Consider the following 18,078-nt stretch of genomic DNA (forward strand, 5'->3'; position numbering starts at 1 on the left):
TACTTGAATTGATAAAACGATTTATATTAAACAAATAACCAAATAAACAGATATATATGAAAGCTATTTTTAGACTATTTTTAATTGTTTGCTTGACCTCACAAAGTTTTGCTCAAAACCAAATATCCCAAGAAAAAGAAATTATTAACGGTATAGTACTTGACGAAGATGGTAATCCTTTTCCTGGAGTATCAATTAATATTGAAGGAACAACTGAAGGTGCTCAGACAAACTTATATGGAAACTACTCTTTAAAAGCTTCTATAGGAGAAACATTAATTTTTTCTTTTACTAATTACAAAACACAGCATGTTAAAATATTAAATGCTAAACCAATTAATTTACATTTAGAAGTAGCTCCTCTAGCAAAAGAACAAGTAGTGCTAACCGCATTAGGTATAGAGCGTAAAAAAGAAGGGATAGCTTATAGTTATAAAGAAATTGACAATACCGAATTAAATGAAGTTAGATATACCAATATTTTTAATGCGCTGTCAGGAAGAGTTAGTGGATTAGTACTTAAGACAGATGGAACAGGTATAATATTAAGAGGAACGCGATCTTTAGGGGCAGGAAATGATACAGCATTAATAGTTGTAGATGGTGCTGTTACTAATTATTCTTATTTAGAAACTATAGACCCAAGTACAATTGAGAAGGTTAACGTTGTTAAAGGAGCTGCAGGTGCCGGGCTTTATGGATCTCAAGGAGGAAATGGTGTAATAATTGTAAAAACTAAAATATCTGGAGGTAGCACTCTAAATAAAACTAAATCTAATAAGCCAAAACGTGAAACTTATAGAGGTAGTTTAAAAATTAAGAATATAAACAGTAAGCCATCTTATATTGAAGACTTAGAAGATGAAGCAACACTAGAAAAAGCATACGAATTATATAAAATTGAAAAGGAAAACTATAAAGATAATAGTTCTTTCTTTGTAGATGTTTACCGTTATTTTTCTGAAGCAAAAAATAAAGAGATTAGTAAGAAAGTTTTAAATGATATAGTAATTTCTAATATCGATAATCATGAGACCTTAAAAGGTTTAGGTATGATATTGCAGAGAGAGAAAGAATACGATTTTGCTAGTTCTATATACAAACGCTTATTGTTATTAAAATCTAGAGATGCTCAGTCTTTTATTGATTTGGCTCAAATTTATGCAGATAATGGAAAAACGCAACGTGCATTTAATTTGTTTGAAGATTTACTTCAGCTAACTGAAGGAGCGTCTAAAATAAATGGCATTGTTAAAAACGAAATAAATGGAATTCTACAAACATCAAAAAATATTGATGCTTCAAGTTTAGAATCTCACCATAAAATAAATACAACATTCGATATTAGAATATTAGCAAGTTGGAACAAAGAAAACGCTAATATTAACTTACAAGTAATAGATCCTTCGTCTGAAGTAGCCTCTAAAGAGAATCCAAACACAGAGTTAGGAGGAGAGTTAGTAAATGTTAACGATGCTTTTGGTCCAGAAGAGTACACTATTATAAATGCACGTAAAGGTGATTATTTAATAGGTTTAAAGTACTTAGGTAATAATGAAATTAAAGATAAAACAATCTTTGTAAAACTTGTTATTTTTAAAGACTTTGGTAAATCAACACAAACTAAGGAAGTGAAATTTGTAAAATTAGATAAATCTTTTAAAAAAGGTATAATCTCTAAAATAACGATCTAAGTACCATTATTTACTTATTAAAAAGAAACGCAAAAGCGTTTCTTTTTTTTTGCTCAAAACTAAAAAAGTAACATTCACTCATTAAAACGATGCGTTCACTCATTCTTGATTTTATTATATAGACTTTGGTTATAGTTTTACTCTAAACTTAAAAACCAAAGATTATGAAAAACATATTCAAACTACTCTTTATCTGCTTTGCAATAGTAAAAATACAAGCACAAGATATGCCATCTATAAAAGTTGGAGAAGATAAATTAGGAATAACATCACTAGACATAAAAGTAGAAGTGGTTGGTAATATTGCAACCACTACTTACGATATGCTTTTCTATAACCCAACAAATAGGGTATTAGAAGGCGAATTAAGTTTCCCACTTGGTGAAGACCAAAATGTCTCTAGATTAGCATTAGATGTAAACGGAAATCTTAGAGAAGCTGTTGTTGTAGAAAAAGAACAAGGACGTGTTGCTTTTGAAGCTGTGGTAAGACGTGGTGTAGATCCTATTTTATTAGAAAAAGGTACAGGAAACAACTACAAAGCACGTATATATCCCATTTTTTCCAAAAAATATAAGCGTATAGTTTTGGCTTATGAACAAGAATTAATATTGAATGAAAAGGCACATTATTTTCAGTTGCCATTAAGCTTTAAAAAGAATTTGGATCATTTTAGTTTTACTATGAATGTGTTCGATCAAAAATTAGAACCTTCAATAAACGAAGGTAATCTAGAAAATTTTAAGTTTAATAATGTAAATAAAAACTACACTGCGAAATTTGAAAAAGAAAACTATACACCAAGTCATACATTAACCATAAAAATACCGCAAGAGGTTAGTAATAAAACTATTGTAAACGAAGACTTTTTCTATGTCTATAAAAAGCTAAATTCAGAGAAGAGAACACGTAAAAAGTCAAAATCAATTACCTTATTTTGGGACGTATCTTTATCAATGCAAAATAGAGATTTAGAGAAAGAAATTTCTTTTCTAAACGATTATCTAAAATATTTAGAAAATGTAAAAGTGAAATTAGTAAGCTTTAGTAATACTATTATTAAAGAAAACACTTTTAGAATTGAAGATGGAAATTGGTCGGATTTAAAGATGGAACTTGCTAATTCTATTTACGATGGAGGAACATCTTATCAAGATTTATTTAATACTATTACTACAGACGAAGTCCTTTTGTTTTCGGATGGGATGCGAAATTTAAGTGAATTTTCAGCAAATATTAATCAGCCTATTTATGTTGTCAATAGTATTATTAAAGCCAATCATGTAAAACTAAACTCTATTTCAGAAGCTACAAACGGAAAATATATAAACTTAAAAAACACGAATGTTAATGATGCTATAGATGAAATAAAATATCAAGCGTATAAATTTTTGGGAGTTTCAAGTAACAATAAAAATATAGAATTTTATCCTAATCAACCAAGAACGGTTTCAAACGATTTTTCAATTACTGGTAAGGGTTTTAAGGTAAATGATGTCATTATTTTAAATTTTGGATATGGAAATGAGATTATTAAAAAGGAGGAAGTTACAATAGTAAATGATGTAGAGAATAAGCTAGTAAAACGTATTTGGGCTCAGCAAAAATTGAAAATGCTTGAACTAAAAAATGAAGAAAATAAAACTGAAATCATTTCACACAGTAAACGATACAATGTAATAAGTAATCACACCTCCTTAATAGTATTGGAAACGGTTTGGGATTATGTGAAGTATAAAATAACACCTCCCGAAGAGTTATTTGCAGAATACAATACTATTATAGATAGGAATAAAAACAAGAAAATTGTTTCTGGAATTAATATTGAAAACAAGGAAGTTGATGTTTCACTATCTACCGCATCTGCAAACGTTAATGGAACTGTTTTTGGAACAATTACAGATCAAGATGGTTTACCACTTCCAGGTGTTAATGTTCTTGTAAAAGGAACGTCTAATGGAGCGATTACAGATTTTGACGGTAATTACACTATTACAGCAACAACTGGTAACACTTTAGTATTCTCTTATGTTGGTAGTACTTCAGAAGTTGATGTTACTAACTCCTCTAATATTAGCTTTAGTATTCCTGAAAACAATAATTTAGACGAAGTTGTAATTACTGCACTAGGAATTAATAGAAAACCCAATGAAATTACTAGTTCTCAACAAATAGTTACAGCTAAACAATTAAAAGAAGCAAGCAATCCCGATGTTATTAGTAGTTTGCAAGGAAAGGTAAGTGGATTGCAGATTACTCAAGATAATAATGGTGTAAATAGTAAGAAAAGAATTATTTTACGTGGAAATCGTTCATTTTTTGGTAAAAATGAAGCACTAATTGTTATTGATGGTGTTGTTTCTAGTACTCAAGCATTAAGTATTTTAAATCCAGATACAATTAGAACAGTAAACATTATTAAAGGAGCAAATGGAGCTGCTCTTTATGGTTCTCAAGCTGTTAATGGTGTAATTATAGTTGACACAACTCCAAATCAAAGAAATAGATCTTTTAGAAGTGTCACTAATAATAGTGAAATTGTAAAACCAGCTTATAAAGGCTGTTTAAAAGTAAAAGTTCAAACCAATACTGCAGAATATATTAAAGCACTTTCTAAAGCAAAAAATGTAGAACAAGCTTATAAAATATATTTAGAGCAAAGAGATGATTATAGTAACGTTCCTGCTTATTATATAGATGTTTATGATTTCTTTACAAAATATAAAAACAAAACATATAGTCAAAGAATATTGAGTAATATAGCAGAAATAGATTTTGATAATTATGAATTACTTCGCGTTTTTGCTTATAAACTAGAAGCCATAAATAATTATAAATTAGCAAGCTTTATTTTTGATCAAGTTTTAAAATTGCGTCCAGAAGATTCTCAGTCGTATAGAGATTTGGCATTAGCCTATCAAGAAATTGGAGAAAACCAAAAAGCGTTCGACTTGTTAAATAAAATAGTAAGTGGAGCTGTTTATAAAAATGTAGGAAGAAGAAAATTTGAAGGCATAGAAACTATCTCTAAAAATGAAATTAATAAACTAATTCAAAATGCTTCTAAAGTCAATAAAGAATCACTTGAGAGTTTCAATAAAATTAAAACAAATTTTGATGTAAGAGTTGTTATAGACTGGAATCATAACGATACTGATATCGATTTACACATTATAGACCCAAATCTTGAAGAATGTTCTTATAAAAATGTAAAAACACAAATAGGAGGAGAGATATCAAAAGATATGACTCAAGGTTTTGGTCCGGAAGAGTTTACTATAAAAAAGGCAAAAGAAGGATTCTATTTTGTGAAGGTAAATTATTTTGGAGATCGATATCAAAAAACAGAAAACCCTACATTTATGAAAGTTACTATTTTTAGAAATTTTGGAGAATCTAACGAAACAAAAGAGATTAAAGTTGTAAGACTGTCTAAGTCTAAAAGCAACCAAATTGTTGCTAAAATTGAAGTTTAAATATATATTCATAAAAAAACCTGAAGCTCAAACTTCAGGTTTTTATTATATAATAAGAAAACGTTATTCCATACTGTAAAAGTATTGCTCACTAGCTATTTTTCCGTCTTTTACTTCGTAAACACAAACTTCTTCCATTTTATGTCTACCTTTTTCTTTAAAAGTACAATCGAAACCCATTTTTGCTGTAAAAAAGTTTCCTGCTACAATAGGTTCTCCTATTTCACTAGCATGAAATTCCTCAACACTTTCTAACCATTCTTTACTTTTATTCCAAACGTTTTCTTTACCCGAAATAATTTCTCCCGGCATTCCAGGCATTTCTCTACTTATTACATTTTCGGCATAGAGTTCGTTTACACATTCTAAGTTTTTACCTTCTTCGCACATCTGTTTCCATTTAGCGGCTACCTCTTTAGTATTCATTGTTTTATGTTTATAAGTTGAATTATAAAGTTAATAAAAAAAATATGATAATGTATTATAGAATTACGAAACAGCCTCTTTATAAACTCTCAAGCAACGCTCTCTAGCTTCTTTATGATCTACAATTGGAGTTGCATAGGTAAGTTCTTGATATTCTGGAACCCATTTTTTTATATAAGCATGTTGTTTGTCAAACTTTTCTATTTGTGTTGTAGGATTAAAAATTCTAAAATATGGAGCAGCATCTACACCAGAACCTGCAACCCATTGCCAGTTGCCAATGTTACTGGACATATCGTAATCGTGAAGTTTTAAAGCAAAATAAGCTTCACCTAAACGCCAGTCTATAAGTAAGTGTTTACATAAAAAACTACCAACAAGCATGCGTACACGATTGTGCATAAAACCAGTTGCGTTTAGTTGTCTCATTCCTGCATCTACTAATGGATAACCAGTTTGGCCTTCGCACCATGCTTTAAATTCAGTTTCATTATTACGCCAATCTATACGATCGTATTTTGGTTTAAAACTATCTTTAGCCGTGTGTGGAAAATGCCATAATATTTGCATAAAAAACTCACGCCAAACTAACTCTTTTAGAAAAGTAATATTTTTTTGTTTTGAAGCTTCATTTACCATTTTACGAACGCTAACAGTACCAAAGCGTAGGTGAGGACCTAATTTTGAGGTATTATCTTGGGCAGGGAAGTTTCGGGTAGCTTCATAACCTGCTATTAAAGTAGGTGTTACTGTATAGTGTTCTACTTTTACATTTGCTTCTTTAAAACCAATATCTATTAAGCTTAGATTTGGCAATTCTATATCTTTAACTGTATTATTGAGTAGTTCTTCCGAAGGAAAAAACTGTACTCCATTTCTTTTATATTCTTCCATCCATACACGAGAAAATGGTGTGTAAACTCTATATGGTGTACCATCTTTTTTTACAATCTCGTTACGCTCAAAAATAACTTGATCTTTATAAGTATTGAAACTAATATCGTTAGTTTTTAAAAGGGACTCAATATTTTTATCTCTCGACAATGCATAAGGTTCGTAATCTCTATTTGTATAAACCGTTTCTATAGAATAGTCTTTAATTAAAGAAGTGAAAATTTCTTCTGGAGTACCATTGTAAATAGCAATACTCGAGTTATAATCCTTTTTTAACGTGTCTTGCATTGTTTGTAAACTCTCATGTATAAAAGTAACACGCGCATCGTCTTTTGGGAGTTTGCTTAATATGGTTTCGTCGAAAATAAAGATTGGCAATACTGGTTTATCTGCTTTTAGTGCTTCGTAAAAACCATGATTATCTTCTAAACGTAAATCTCTTCTAAACCAAAATATGTTTATGGGTTGTTTCATCTTTAATATTTTCCGAATAATTCTTCTAACTTCTCAGTACGATATTTAAAAATCTCTTCCAATTTTGGTCTTACTAAAATAGGGTTAACCATTTGGCCTAAAATACCCATAGGTACTTTGTAATCTATAATATCTTCCATTTCAACACCACCTTCAATTTCCTTAATAAAGTGTTTATGATGCCACAATGCGTAAGGGCCAAAACGCTGTTCGTCTACAAAATATTCTCCATCCACAACATGAGTAATTTCGGTAACCCATTTTGTTTTAATACCTAAAACAGGTGTAACAATGTATTGAATTATTTGTCCGGCATACATTGGTCTATCTGCACCAGACAAGATATCGAATCCCATGTAATCTGGAGTAATTGTTTTTAAATTTTTAGGACTAGACAAAAATTCCCAAGCTTGTGCTTTGGTGATTGGTAAGTTTTGTTTTCTATGGAATGTATATATTTTCATTTTAAAGTTTGTTTTTTTATTTCTGCGAAAGCGAAAAAATAAATCTAATTATATAATAATATATAACCGTTTAAAGAGGTTGCAATTAGTAGCCAAATCATGTAAGGTAAAAGTAAATAACTCTTGTTTTGTACAGTTTTAAAATTGCTAAAGAAAAAAGTGTAAATCACAACAGTAAGTGCAGAAATAACTACTAAACCTAATGATACTAAGTGCTGATTAAAAAACACATAGTTCCATATTACATTTAAAAAGACTTGTAAAGCAAATGCTAATCTTAATTTTTTACTGTCTGCTTTTAAAAATAAGTATGCCAAGTAAATAGAAAAACAAACCATAATTAATGTCCAAGCAACACCAAAAACCCAGCCTGGAGGTGTCCATGGTGCTTGATTTAAGGACTGATACCAAGGAGTCATTGGTCCGTTTTCCATTAACCAACTTCCTAAAGCTAAACTTCCAAAATTTATAATTAGAAAGAAAATAATGTATTTTACAAATTTCATAATTAGTTTTTTAATGCCACTATTTTGTCTTGTATAGCTTCTGCTTCTGCTAGTTTTGCATCACTAGCACTTCGGTTTGATTTAGAAAGATCAAAAGATTCTTTCAATAATTTTTTATATTCCTTTTGAAGTTTTTCTACTTCAGTTGTTTTCTTAAATAATCCGAACATATTGTTTAATTTAAGTGTTTAGTTATTTTATTACTTGTAGGCGATGTTGAAGAAAAATAATAATTGATTAATTTACCTTCAGAATTTACTAAATATTTTTGAAAATTCCATTTCACACTAGAATTAGAAATTCCATTCTTACTTTTTTGTGTTAGCCATTTGTATAATGGATGCTTATTGGAACCTTTAACTTCTATTTTTTCTGACATTAAAAATGTGACACCATAATTGACTTCGCAAAAAGCTTCAATGTCGTTTGCGTTGCCAGGTTCTTGTGCACCAAATTGATTGCAAGGCACACCAATAACTACTAGCTTATCCTTATAATTATCGCTCAATTTTTGTAAGTCTTTATATTGTGGAGTAAAACGACATTTTGAGGCTACATTAACAAACAAAAGATGTTTCCCTTTAAAACTTGAGAGTACAATAGGTTTACCGTTTAAGCTGTTAATTTTTATATCATAAATAGATTCTAGATTATTTATATCTATAGTTTCTTTTGAAAATAACGTTTTTGCGAATGCTTTAAATGGATTCATTTTTTATAATTTAAAACTAACGATTCCACAATCCATTTCGAATATTTGACCAGAAATTGAAGCTGCTTTTTCTGAGATTAAAAACTCTGCCATATTTGCTACTTCTTCTGGATTTAAGAACTTTTTTAAAGGATGACGTTCTTTAATGTTTTCAATCATTTTTTCGTTACGTAATAATTTTGAAGCTAACGTTGTGTCTGTAACTGTAGGTGCAATTGCATTAACACGAATTTTTGGTGCTAATTCTGCTCCTAAAGATTTTGTTAAACCTTCTACAGCAGATTTTGCTGCAGCAACACTTGCATGAAAAGGCATCCCAAGTTTTGATGCAACAGTACTAAAGAGTAGGATAGAAGGAGTATTCCCTTTTTTTAATTGTGGTAAATAATGTTGAATTGATTTTACAGCACCAATTACATTAATCTCGTAATCCTCTCTAAAATCGTTTAAAGACAATCTAGAAATTGGTTTTAAATTTATACTACCAGGACAATAGATTAATGTGTCTATGTTTTCTATTTGTGGTAAATCGTCTTCTAAAATGTTACATGAGTAATGTGTTAGATTGTCGTGTTTTAATTCTGGCTCAGTTCTACTTATATTATAGACTTTATTGCTTTTAATTAAGCTGTTTACTATTGCATTACCAATACCTTTACTTCCGCCTATTATTACTATATTTTTCATTTTAAATATTGTTTTATTAAACAAATTCGATGCCATTAAAAGACAATCTATTCTATTATTACCTCTTACTTATTTTATTGTGTGTAATCTGTTTTTGTCTAGAACATTTAAAGCGTCCGTCTTCAAAGTTTCTATTTTTAGAATGCTTAGTTTTTCTGCCTTGAACTCTAGCGCGCCACATTCTAAAACTACTAGCTTTCATTTCTTTTCGCATGAGTTCAATAACTTCCTGTTCTTTTATTCCAAACTGAAATGTAATGGCATCGAAAGGTGTTCTATCTTCCCAAGCCATCTCGATAATACGGTCAATGTCTTCGATAGTAAAATGTTCTGGACTATTAGGTTTGGAAATTATATTGTTCATCAAATTTTATTTTTTCATTTAAAAGTTTATCAAAAAATAATTTATTCTCTTTAAGCATTTTATTATTTTTAAAGTGAACAAACCGTCCTTGTGCATGAATACTAGAGCCATCTGCTTTATAAATTACTAATTGGTAATAAGGTATTGCCCAAGTAAAATTTTGTAGACCTTTAGTAATATGAATTAATATACCTTTAGGTCTTAACTCTATATTGGTATAGTTTATATCTGAAACAGTATTTAATAAGTGTTTTAAATTAGGACTAACATTATCTATAACCATACGTTTAGATCCAGCTCCTTTTAGTTTTAAACTTTGTAAAAAACTATAAGCTTTACCAACTAGTGCGTTTAGTAACTCCTTATTTTCCTTATTTGTGTGTGTAGTATTTAATACCATAGGTAAAGCAATATGTATAGCTCTATCACAAAGTTACAAAATGTTTAAGTTTTAATCTAAAAGATTAAACAATATTAGCGAAACATTATATTTGATCAATTAATTACCATTAACCATTTGCTGTCTGTTGCTTACAGTATGGCGCTTTAAGATGCGTTTTGCTTCTTTTTTAACTAAAGGATTATCTTTTAAATTCCAAAGTATATTACTCGCATTTTTTCTAGATATTTTCTCATTAACTATAGGAAAAGGATAATCTCTACCAAGTTCAAAACCTGTTAACTGTTGATCGAAGTAAGACAACGTTTGCGGCTCATGAATATAAGGCGCCTCTAACATTACCAATTCTGGAACCCATTTTTTTATAAATTCTCCTTTAGGATCGTGTTCTATACTATTTTTGATAGGGTTATAAATACGCAACATATTTATACCAGTTTCTCCTGCTTGCATTTGTATTTGCGGATAATGGATTCCTGGTTCAAAATCTAAAAATTGAGCAGCTAAATGTTCGCTCATAGCTTGCCAAGGTTGCCATAAATTATGAGTAAAAAAAGAAACTACCATAGCGCGCATTCTAAAATTTAAATAACCTGTTTCGTTTAAACAACGCATACAAGCATCTATTAATGGATAGCCTGTTTGTCCTGTTTTCCATGCTTTTTGAAATTCTAAATTTTCTGGTTTAATAAGGTTATGATATCCTTTATTTACACTTTTAAACTCCATTAAATGTTCCATTTCAAATTTTTGAATAAAATGACCTTGCCATCGCAATCGTGACATAAAAGCATTAATATGTCGTTTGTGTTTACCGTTCTCTCTTACTTCTGCAGCTATATTTATAACCTGCCTAATAGATAGGTTTCCCCAAGCAATATAAGGGGATAAACGACTACAAGCGGTTCGTGCTTCTAGTGGTTTACTAATATGAAACATGTAATTAGGATAGCGTTCTAAGAAAAAGGATTTCATGTATTTTATTCCTGTTCCTGTACCACCTTTTTGAAAATTTCTGTTGTATTGTGTTTTTAAATCTGTGACATTAAAAGTTTCTGAAAGTATATTTATTTCAGGTATTGTAAGTAATTGTTGCGGTTTTGGCTGAAATATATGATATGGCACATTCATAAAATCGTTCCAATCTTCAAACCAAGTATTTCTATTGGTTATACCTCTAATAATGGCATTGTTTGCATTTTCTAGCCAATTAATATATTCTTTTTTACAAAAGGAAGCAAATTGAATGTCACGCTTAAAAGTAGATAAAAGTCCAGTTTCTTGATGAGAATAGATGTGCGTAATAGTGTAGTATTTCTGTATTTTAAGTATTGTAGATTCAATAGAATCGTTGACCACTAAAACCTGAGAATCGAATTTTTTTAAAGATTGATTTAAATCCTCAAGAGATTGTTTTACAAAGTCCCAATGTCGCTTACTGTAATGTTTATCTTCAAGTAAAAACTTTTCGAACACATAGAGTAGAAGCACACGTTTACCAGATTTAATTGCGCGCTCAATAGCTTCGTTATCTTTTAACCGAAGATCTCTTTTAAACCATACTATTTGTAATTCTTGTTTTTTAGACATTAATAATTATCAGGGTTTTCAATAATATCTTTAGCTCTTAACTTAATGTTATGTAAATCTTCAGGGTTCATTTTGTTTAATAAACTATACATCATTTTCATTCTAAAATTAGTGTTTAATTTTTCGCGTTTATCATCTAAAAAATTCCAGTACAAACTATTAAAAGGGCAGGCTTTATCTCCATTTTTTTCTTTTTTATTATAATAACAATCATCGCAATAGTTACTCATTTTACTAATATAACTGCCGCTAGAAACATAAGGTTTTGTTGCTATTTTTCCGCCATCGGCAAACTGGCTCATACCTCTGGTATTAGGTAACTGAACCCATTCTACAGCATCTACATATATACCTAAATACCATGCATCGACTTCATCAGGATTAATTTGTGTTAACAATGCATAATTACCAGTAATCATTAAACGTTGAATATGGTGTGCATAACCATTATCTAAAGAATTAGTTATTGCATTTTTTAGACAATTCATTTTTGTGTTTCCTGTCCAAAAAAAGTCTGGTAATGTATTTGTGTTTTCTAAATAATTAAGCGTTTTATACTCTGGCATTAAAGCCCAATACATACCACGCATATATTCTCGCCAACCAATAATTTGCCTAATAAAACCTTCTACTTGAGAAATATTAATAGATTCACCATGTTTTGTCCAGTAATTTAGCACAGTTTTTACAATTGCTTTTGGCGAAATTATTTTGCAATTCATCGCAAAAGATAAGCGAGAGTGGAAGAGGTACACCTGCTCGGTATGCATAGCATCTTGATAATCTCCGAAATGAATTAATAAATGCTCACAAAAATATTTTAACTGTTCTAATGCTTGTTTTCTATTGATTGGGTATTCGAAATACTTAGAATTAAAATGACCGATAGTTTCAATTTTTTCAGATTTTATTACTGATATAATTTCTGAAACATCATTTTTAAAAACCTTAAAATCAGGAATACTTTCTTTTTCTTTCCATTTGTTTCTATTACTTTTATCGTAATTCCATTTACCACCTTCTGGTTGTCCAGCAACTATTAATATATCATGTTTTTTACGCATGTCTCTATAAAAACTTTCCATGACCCACTGTTTTTTATTTTTAAAAAAAGTAGCCAAATCTTGTCTTTTGGTATAGAAATGCTCGGTAGAATAAACCTTAGATTTTATAGAAAGTGTTTTACAAAACGTTACAAGTTGTTCGTCTAGCCTATATTCATCGGGTTCTTGATATTCAAAATTTTCTATATCAAGTTGTTTAATTAATTGATTAAGATTATCTGAAAGGTTTTGAGTATTCTCCTTAGCATTTAAATTATAGTATACGACTTTACAACCGCTAGTTTGTAATTCTTTTGAAAATTCTCGCATTGCAGCAAAGAATCCTATCACTTTTTGAAGGTGATGTATTACATAGTCTGTTTCTTGGCGCATTTCAAAAAAACAGTAAACATAATTGCTTTGGTCTCCATTAAACCAAGAATGTTTGCTGTTAAGTTGGTCTCCTAATATTAGTCTTAATGTTTTCAAATTGTATTTTAAAATAGTGTATCCTGTAACCATAAGCGTTGAAACTTTCCAGAACTATCATATCGCTCTGCTTGAAGTTTAACATTAAATATTCTATCTCTAGGATCGTTGCCAACACCAGAAACATAGAGCCAATTTCCATAATTGCTATGCACATCGTAATCTATAAGCATAGATTCAAAATAAGCGGCACCAATGCGCCAATCTAGTTTTAGAGTTTTAGCAAAATAGCTTGCTACATTTTGTCTGCCGCGATTACTTATCCAACCTGTTTTTTGCAATTCTATCATATTTGCATTTACAAAAGGTTCGTTAGTTTTTCCATTAATCCAATTTTGAATGTCTTTTTCAAAAGTATGCCATTGGTAATCTTTATTTAAAAGGCCTTCAATTTTAAAGATTTTATTACCATGTTTTAAAGACACGTATTTGAAGTAATCTCTCCATATTAGTTCGAAAATTAACCAATAAGTCGATTGGTTTTTAAAATGAATAGCCTCAAATTCTTTTACTTTATAATAGATAGTTTTTGCACTTAAACTGCCATTAGCCAACCAAGGTGAAAATTTCGAGCTAAAATCTTTTCCTATTAAACCATTTCTTGTTTTTTTATAAAAGCCAAGTTTTTTAGTTTCAAAAAAATAATTATTTAGATGTTTTAAAGCTTCGGTTTCTCCTCCTTTTAATGGAAAAGCTGAATTTGGATGATTGGTAAAATCTTCAAAACCTAAATCTTTTAAAGTGGGAACAGAAGTAGTGTTTCTTACAGCATTATTCTTATTAATATTAGTAATTGAATTTTCTGAACGAATTATGCATTGTTTTTCAACATGTTTTCTAAAATCTGTAAATACGCTTGGTAAATTTTTAATATCGAATTTTAAATCTTCAGGATGGTATAAAAACTGATTGTAGGCTTGATAAACTGTTAAGGTGTCATCCCAAATAACCCTAACAAGCTTATAAATACTATACTCTTCTTCTGTCCATTCTTTTTGAAGGTATAAGGCATCAAACTCGTATTGCGCTTCTAAATTTGCAATGCAAGTTTCAGGATAATCGTTAAAAACATAAAGAGGAATCCCAAGATTGGATAGTTGTATTTTTAAATCTGAAATAGTTTCAATTAGAAATTTTGTTCTAAATTTTTGTGTTTTTTTAAATCCAAATTTATCCTTCTCAAAATGTCGTGGCTCAAAACAATATACAGCAATAACAGTATCACTATTTCTAATAGCATTTAAAAGAGAACTATTATCGTTAATTCTTAGATCATTTCTAAACCAAACTAGACTTGTTTTGCTTTGTTTTTGCTGCATTTTTCACTACAATATTTTACATTCTCCCATTCCTTTTTCCACTTTTTACGCCAGGAGAATGGGAGGTTGCAAGTGTAACATATTTTAGATGGTAAATTTTGTTTTTTAATACCTTTAGGCATTTGCAAGTTTCTTTATCATGCCATTAAATATTAAACCATGAAAAGGTAAAACGCTGTACCAATATAATCTTCCAGCTAATCCTTTTGGTCTAAAAACTGCACGTTGGTAAACTTTACCTTTTGCTACTCTAAATTCTAACCAAGCTTCTCCAGGAAGTTTCATTTCAGCAAAAAGTAATAGTCTTTTGTTTTCCTCATCAGCTAAAAGCACACGCCAAAAATCTAATGCATCTCCTGTTTTAATAGTGTCTTTATTAGTGCGACCTCTACGAAGACCAATACCTCCAACCATTTTGTCTAAAAATCCACGAATTCTCCATAAAGTAGTACCATAATACCAACCATTTTCGCCTCCTATAGCACATATTTTAGCGAATGTTCTGTCTTCATCTAAAACCTTGAGTTCTTTAACATCTTTAAAGCAGCCGTATTTTGGGACATTAATATATTTTGTAGAAATACGCTTTTTTTCTCTACTACTGGCAAAAGAATCTTTCCAACTTGAAACAATACTGTTTTGCTTAATTCTTACAAAAGCAAATTTTAATGCTTCTTCGTAAGTCATTGGATTAATATCTAATAGAGTATTGATATCACTAGTTTTACCAATAATTTCAACACCCATACTATTTACTAAAGTTCTAGCCAATTTGTATGATGTAGATGTTACAAAATAAAGCCAGTAACTAGATAATTGAGGTGTCATTATTGGAAAAGTAAGGATATATCTTTTCAAATTTCGCGACTTAGCAAACCTTAATAAAAGCTCTTTATAAGTTAAAATTTCTGGTCCAAAAATATCATAAGATGTATTATATAACCTTTTATCTCCTAAACTACGGGTTAAAAAAGTAAGTACATCTCTTATTGCAATAGGTTGTGTTTTGGTATTTAGCCATTTAGGAGCTACCATTACTGGTAATTTTTCTACTAAATCTCTAATAATTTCGAAAGAACTACTTCCTGACCCAACTATAATACCGGCTTTAAAAACAGTTAAAGCATACTTAGATGAGTTTAGTATGTTTTCCACATTTTTGCGTGAAAGTAAATGCTTAGATAACTTAGTGTCGTTAGTAATGCCACTTAAATAGATAACCTGTTTGCAATCTGTTTTTTCTATATCTGTTTTAAAGTTAATAGCACAATCGTTTTCCATTTGTTGAAAACGGGAAATAGAGTTAGACATAGAATGTATTAGATAATATGCGGCATCTATATCTTTAGGTATGTTTTCTAAGGTATCTTCGTTTAAAAAATCGACTTCAATAACTTTAACATTGTCTTCCTTACTATAGCGTTTTTCGGTACGTAGTTTACCTCTTACAGCACAAATTACAGTATGACCTTGTTCTATAAGTAACGGAATAATGCGTTTACCTATATAACCTGTTGCACCTGTAACTAATATTTTCATGGCTCTAATTCAATTGTCTATAATCACTTAATTATGATTATTAATATACTCTTTAATTTTTGAATATTTATTTCGGTCTTTGGTATTCTAATCTTTCTTTTAACTTAGGAAAAGTATAACCATCTAAGCCATTAATTGCAGCAACGTTTGCTTCAGATAGGTTTACAAAACCATCATCAGTCACTATATCTTCATTTATATAAAGTCCTTGTATTTCTCCTAAAACTAAAATGGTTCCATTTTCTTTAATATTATATTCTCCAACAAACTTCATCTCCATTTGAATAGGTGAGTGCTTTACAAAAGGAGCAAAGCAGTTTTCTTTATATTCTGAAATTAGATTTGTTTTATCGAACTCTGAAATATCTGAATAGTATTTAGCCGAAGTATGATGCGCTTCTTTAAAATTAGATTCATGTATGTGGTTTATAGTATAAATACCAGTCTCTTTTATATTTTTGTAAGTATCTCTAGTAACCGTTGTTGGTCTACAAAAGAAGCTTAAAATTGGAGGATTAGAACCAACGTGAGTGACAGAACTAAATACAGCAACATTTTCTATACCTTCTTTAGATTTTGTACCAATTAAGTTGGCCGATTTAAAGCCAGAGCAACTATTGATAAGGTTTATTTTATAGAGATGTTGTAAATTATTAATATCCTCTAAACTAAAATATGGCATCTATAATGTTTTGTAATTATTGATTTTAATGTCTTGCGCTTTTAAATCGAACATTAAATTATACAAGCCAAAAAATGTACGGTTTATATAGATAAAATGCTTAGATCCTCTGTTACCATTCATTTTACGAAGCTCAGCACTTTTACTGTATTTCTGACCCAACTCTGTTATTTTTCCGAAGAATTCAGGATCCGAAAAATCAAAGGTTTCGCTTTGTAATGGTTGAGTAAATAGACTTAGCATTTCGTGGAATAAGCTTCTGAAAAATTCTAATTCTTCAGGAGAATCATCTTCTCTTAAAATCTCTAATTGATACATTTTAGTATTAAAAATTTCAGCATTATCAATACTTTCTCTTTTTGCTAATTCAAAATAAGGAACGTAGAATTCTTCCGGAATGGTTTTCATGCAACCAAAATCTAAAGCTATTAATTCGCCTTTTTCTGAAATTAAAAAATTTCCCGGATGCGGATCGGCATGTACTTTTTTAAGTTCGTGCATTTGAAACATATAAAAGTCCCAAAGTGCTTGGCCTATTTTATTAGCTTTTTCTTGATTGGTGTTATGTGCAGTGAACTCACTTAAATGCTCACCGTCCATCCAATCCATTGTAATTATTCTTTCAGAAGACAAGTCTTCATAATACTCAGGAAATTTAAGATTAAGAATGTGTTTACAGGCAGCAACAATCTCTTTACTTTGTGCTATTTCAAGTATGTAATTGGTTTCTTCAATCAATTTATTTTCTACTTCCTTAAAATACTTATCGCTATCTTTTCCTTTAATATTAAACATTTGTATAGCAATAGGTTTAACCATCGCTAAATCACTAGAAATACTATCTGCGACACCTGGATATTGAATTTTCACAGCAAGTTTCTTCCCATCTTTTTCTGCTAAATGTACTTGACCAATACTGGCAGCATTAACGGACGTTGAATTAAAGGTGTCGTAGATTTCGTTAGGCAATTTGCCAAAGTATTTCTTAAATGTTTTAATTACTAAAGGCGCAGAAAGTGGCGGTACAGAAAATTGCGCAAGAGAAAATTTTTCCACATAAGCTTGTGGTAAAATACTCTTTTCCATACTTAGCATTTGTGCTACTTTTAAGGCACTTCCTTTAAGTTTTTTTAGTCCGTCGTAAATATCTTCAGCATTATTCTCATTTAAACGAGACTTAGCTTCTTCTTCAGTTTTAGTTAATTTATCTCCATAATATTTAAGATAATTAACACCAACTTTTGCACCTGTTTGTACAAGTTTTGAAGCACGCTGAATTTTAGATGTTGGTATTTTGTCTATTGTTTTCAATAGTTTGT

General features: G+C 30.0%; 18 protein-coding genes. 2 read left to right on the forward strand and 16 right to left on the reverse strand.

Annotated elements, in window-relative coordinates; all coding sequences use genetic code 11:
- Positions 1-56 precede the first annotated feature (56 nt).
- Together ASC41_RS12795 and ASC41_RS12800 are read left to right on the forward strand one after the other, a co-directional pair.
- The gene (locus tag ASC41_RS12795; RefSeq protein ID WP_055437035.1) at positions 57-1,694 is read left to right on the forward strand and encodes a carboxypeptidase-like regulatory domain-containing protein; all 1,638 of its coding nucleotides are present in this window, start codon (positions 57-59) and stop codon (positions 1,692-1,694) included.
- Positions 1,695-1,858: 164 nt separating this feature from the next.
- Positions 1,859-5,170, forward strand: a complete 3,312-nt coding sequence (locus ASC41_RS12800) for a VIT domain-containing protein (protein WP_083477209.1) — start codon at positions 1,859-1,861, stop codon at positions 5,168-5,170.
- A 63-nt stretch (positions 5,171-5,233) separates the two neighbouring features.
- Here the strand turns inward: ASC41_RS12800 and ASC41_RS12805 are convergent, their stop codons facing one another.
- The 16 genes from ASC41_RS12805 to ASC41_RS12875 form a co-directional block, all read right to left on the reverse strand.
- Positions 5,234-5,596 carry a SnoaL-like domain-containing protein gene (locus ASC41_RS12805; protein ID WP_055437037.1) on the reverse strand — a complete coding sequence of 121 codons (363 nt, stop codon included), beginning with the start codon at positions 5,594-5,596 and terminating at the stop codon, positions 5,234-5,236.
- Between the two features lie 63 nt (positions 5,597-5,659).
- On the reverse strand, positions 5,660-6,964 hold the full coding sequence (locus tag ASC41_RS12810) for a cryptochrome/photolyase family protein (protein WP_055437038.1): 1,305 nt from the start codon (positions 6,962-6,964) through the stop codon (positions 5,660-5,662).
- Between the two features lie 2 nt (positions 6,965-6,966).
- The gene (locus ASC41_RS12815; RefSeq protein ID WP_055437039.1) at positions 6,967-7,428 is read right to left on the reverse strand and encodes an SRPBCC family protein; all 462 of its coding nucleotides are present in this window, start codon (positions 7,426-7,428) and stop codon (positions 6,967-6,969) included.
- A gap of 44 nt (positions 7,429-7,472) precedes the next feature.
- Positions 7,473-7,934, reverse strand: a complete 462-nt coding sequence (locus ASC41_RS12820) for a TspO/MBR family protein (protein WP_055437040.1) — start codon at positions 7,932-7,934, stop codon at positions 7,473-7,475.
- A 2-nt stretch (positions 7,935-7,936) separates the two neighbouring features.
- A complete protein-coding gene (locus tag ASC41_RS16850; RefSeq protein WP_055437041.1) occupies positions 7,937-8,104 on the reverse strand; it encodes a Lacal_2735 family protein in 168 nt (55 codons plus the stop codon).
- Positions 8,105-8,109: 5 nt separating this feature from the next.
- On the reverse strand, positions 8,110-8,646 hold the full coding sequence (locus ASC41_RS12830; protein WP_055437042.1) for a glutathione peroxidase: 537 nt from the start codon (positions 8,644-8,646) through the stop codon (positions 8,110-8,112).
- Positions 8,647-8,649: 3 nt separating this feature from the next.
- Positions 8,650-9,333, reverse strand: coding sequence for an SDR family NAD(P)-dependent oxidoreductase (locus tag ASC41_RS12835; protein WP_055437043.1), 684 nt, complete (start codon positions 9,331-9,333; stop codon positions 8,650-8,652).
- Between the two features lie 58 nt (positions 9,334-9,391).
- Entirely contained in the window at positions 9,392-9,697 is a 306-nt protein-coding gene (locus ASC41_RS12840; RefSeq protein WP_055437044.1) for a TIGR03643 family protein, read from the reverse strand.
- Positions 9,672-10,097, reverse strand: a complete 426-nt coding sequence (locus ASC41_RS12845) for a hypothetical protein (protein ID WP_055437045.1) — start codon at positions 10,095-10,097, stop codon at positions 9,672-9,674. The genes ASC41_RS12840 and ASC41_RS12845 overlap by 26 nt, the downstream gene beginning before the upstream one ends.
- Positions 10,098-10,196: 99 nt before the next feature.
- Entirely contained in the window at positions 10,197-11,687 is a 1,491-nt protein-coding gene (locus ASC41_RS12850) for a cryptochrome/deoxyribodipyrimidine photo-lyase family protein (RefSeq protein WP_055437046.1), read from the reverse strand.
- Positions 11,687-13,219, reverse strand: a complete 1,533-nt coding sequence (locus ASC41_RS12855) for a cryptochrome/photolyase family protein (RefSeq protein WP_055437086.1) — start codon at positions 13,217-13,219, stop codon at positions 11,687-11,689. Before ASC41_RS12855 ends, ASC41_RS12850 begins: the two co-directional genes overlap by 1 nt.
- A gap of 8 nt (positions 13,220-13,227) precedes the next feature.
- Positions 13,228-14,538: a DASH family cryptochrome gene (locus ASC41_RS12860; RefSeq protein ID WP_055437047.1), complete on the reverse strand. Its 1,311-nt coding sequence runs from the start codon at positions 14,536-14,538 to the stop codon at positions 13,228-13,230.
- Positions 14,508-14,660 carry a DUF2256 domain-containing protein gene (locus ASC41_RS16655; RefSeq protein WP_083477210.1) on the reverse strand — a complete coding sequence of 51 codons (153 nt, stop codon included), beginning with the start codon at positions 14,658-14,660 and terminating at the stop codon, positions 14,508-14,510. Before ASC41_RS16655 ends, ASC41_RS12860 begins: the two co-directional genes overlap by 31 nt.
- A complete protein-coding gene (locus tag ASC41_RS12865; RefSeq protein WP_055437048.1) occupies positions 14,653-16,077 on the reverse strand; it encodes an SDR family oxidoreductase in 1,425 nt (474 codons plus the stop codon). The genes ASC41_RS16655 and ASC41_RS12865 overlap by 8 nt, the downstream gene beginning before the upstream one ends.
- 67 nt (positions 16,078-16,144) lie before the next feature.
- Positions 16,145-16,759: a flavin reductase family protein gene (locus ASC41_RS12870; protein WP_055437049.1), complete on the reverse strand. Its 615-nt coding sequence runs from the start codon at positions 16,757-16,759 to the stop codon at positions 16,145-16,147.
- Positions 16,760-18,070: an ABC1 kinase family protein gene (locus tag ASC41_RS12875; RefSeq protein WP_055437050.1), complete on the reverse strand. Its 1,311-nt coding sequence runs from the start codon at positions 18,068-18,070 to the stop codon at positions 16,760-16,762.
- Between the last annotated feature and the right edge of the window lie 8 nt (positions 18,071-18,078).

Source organism: Lacinutrix algicola (genome assembly GCF_001418085.1).
Classification (GTDB): Bacteria; Bacteroidota; Bacteroidia; order Flavobacteriales; family Flavobacteriaceae; genus Lacinutrix; species Lacinutrix algicola.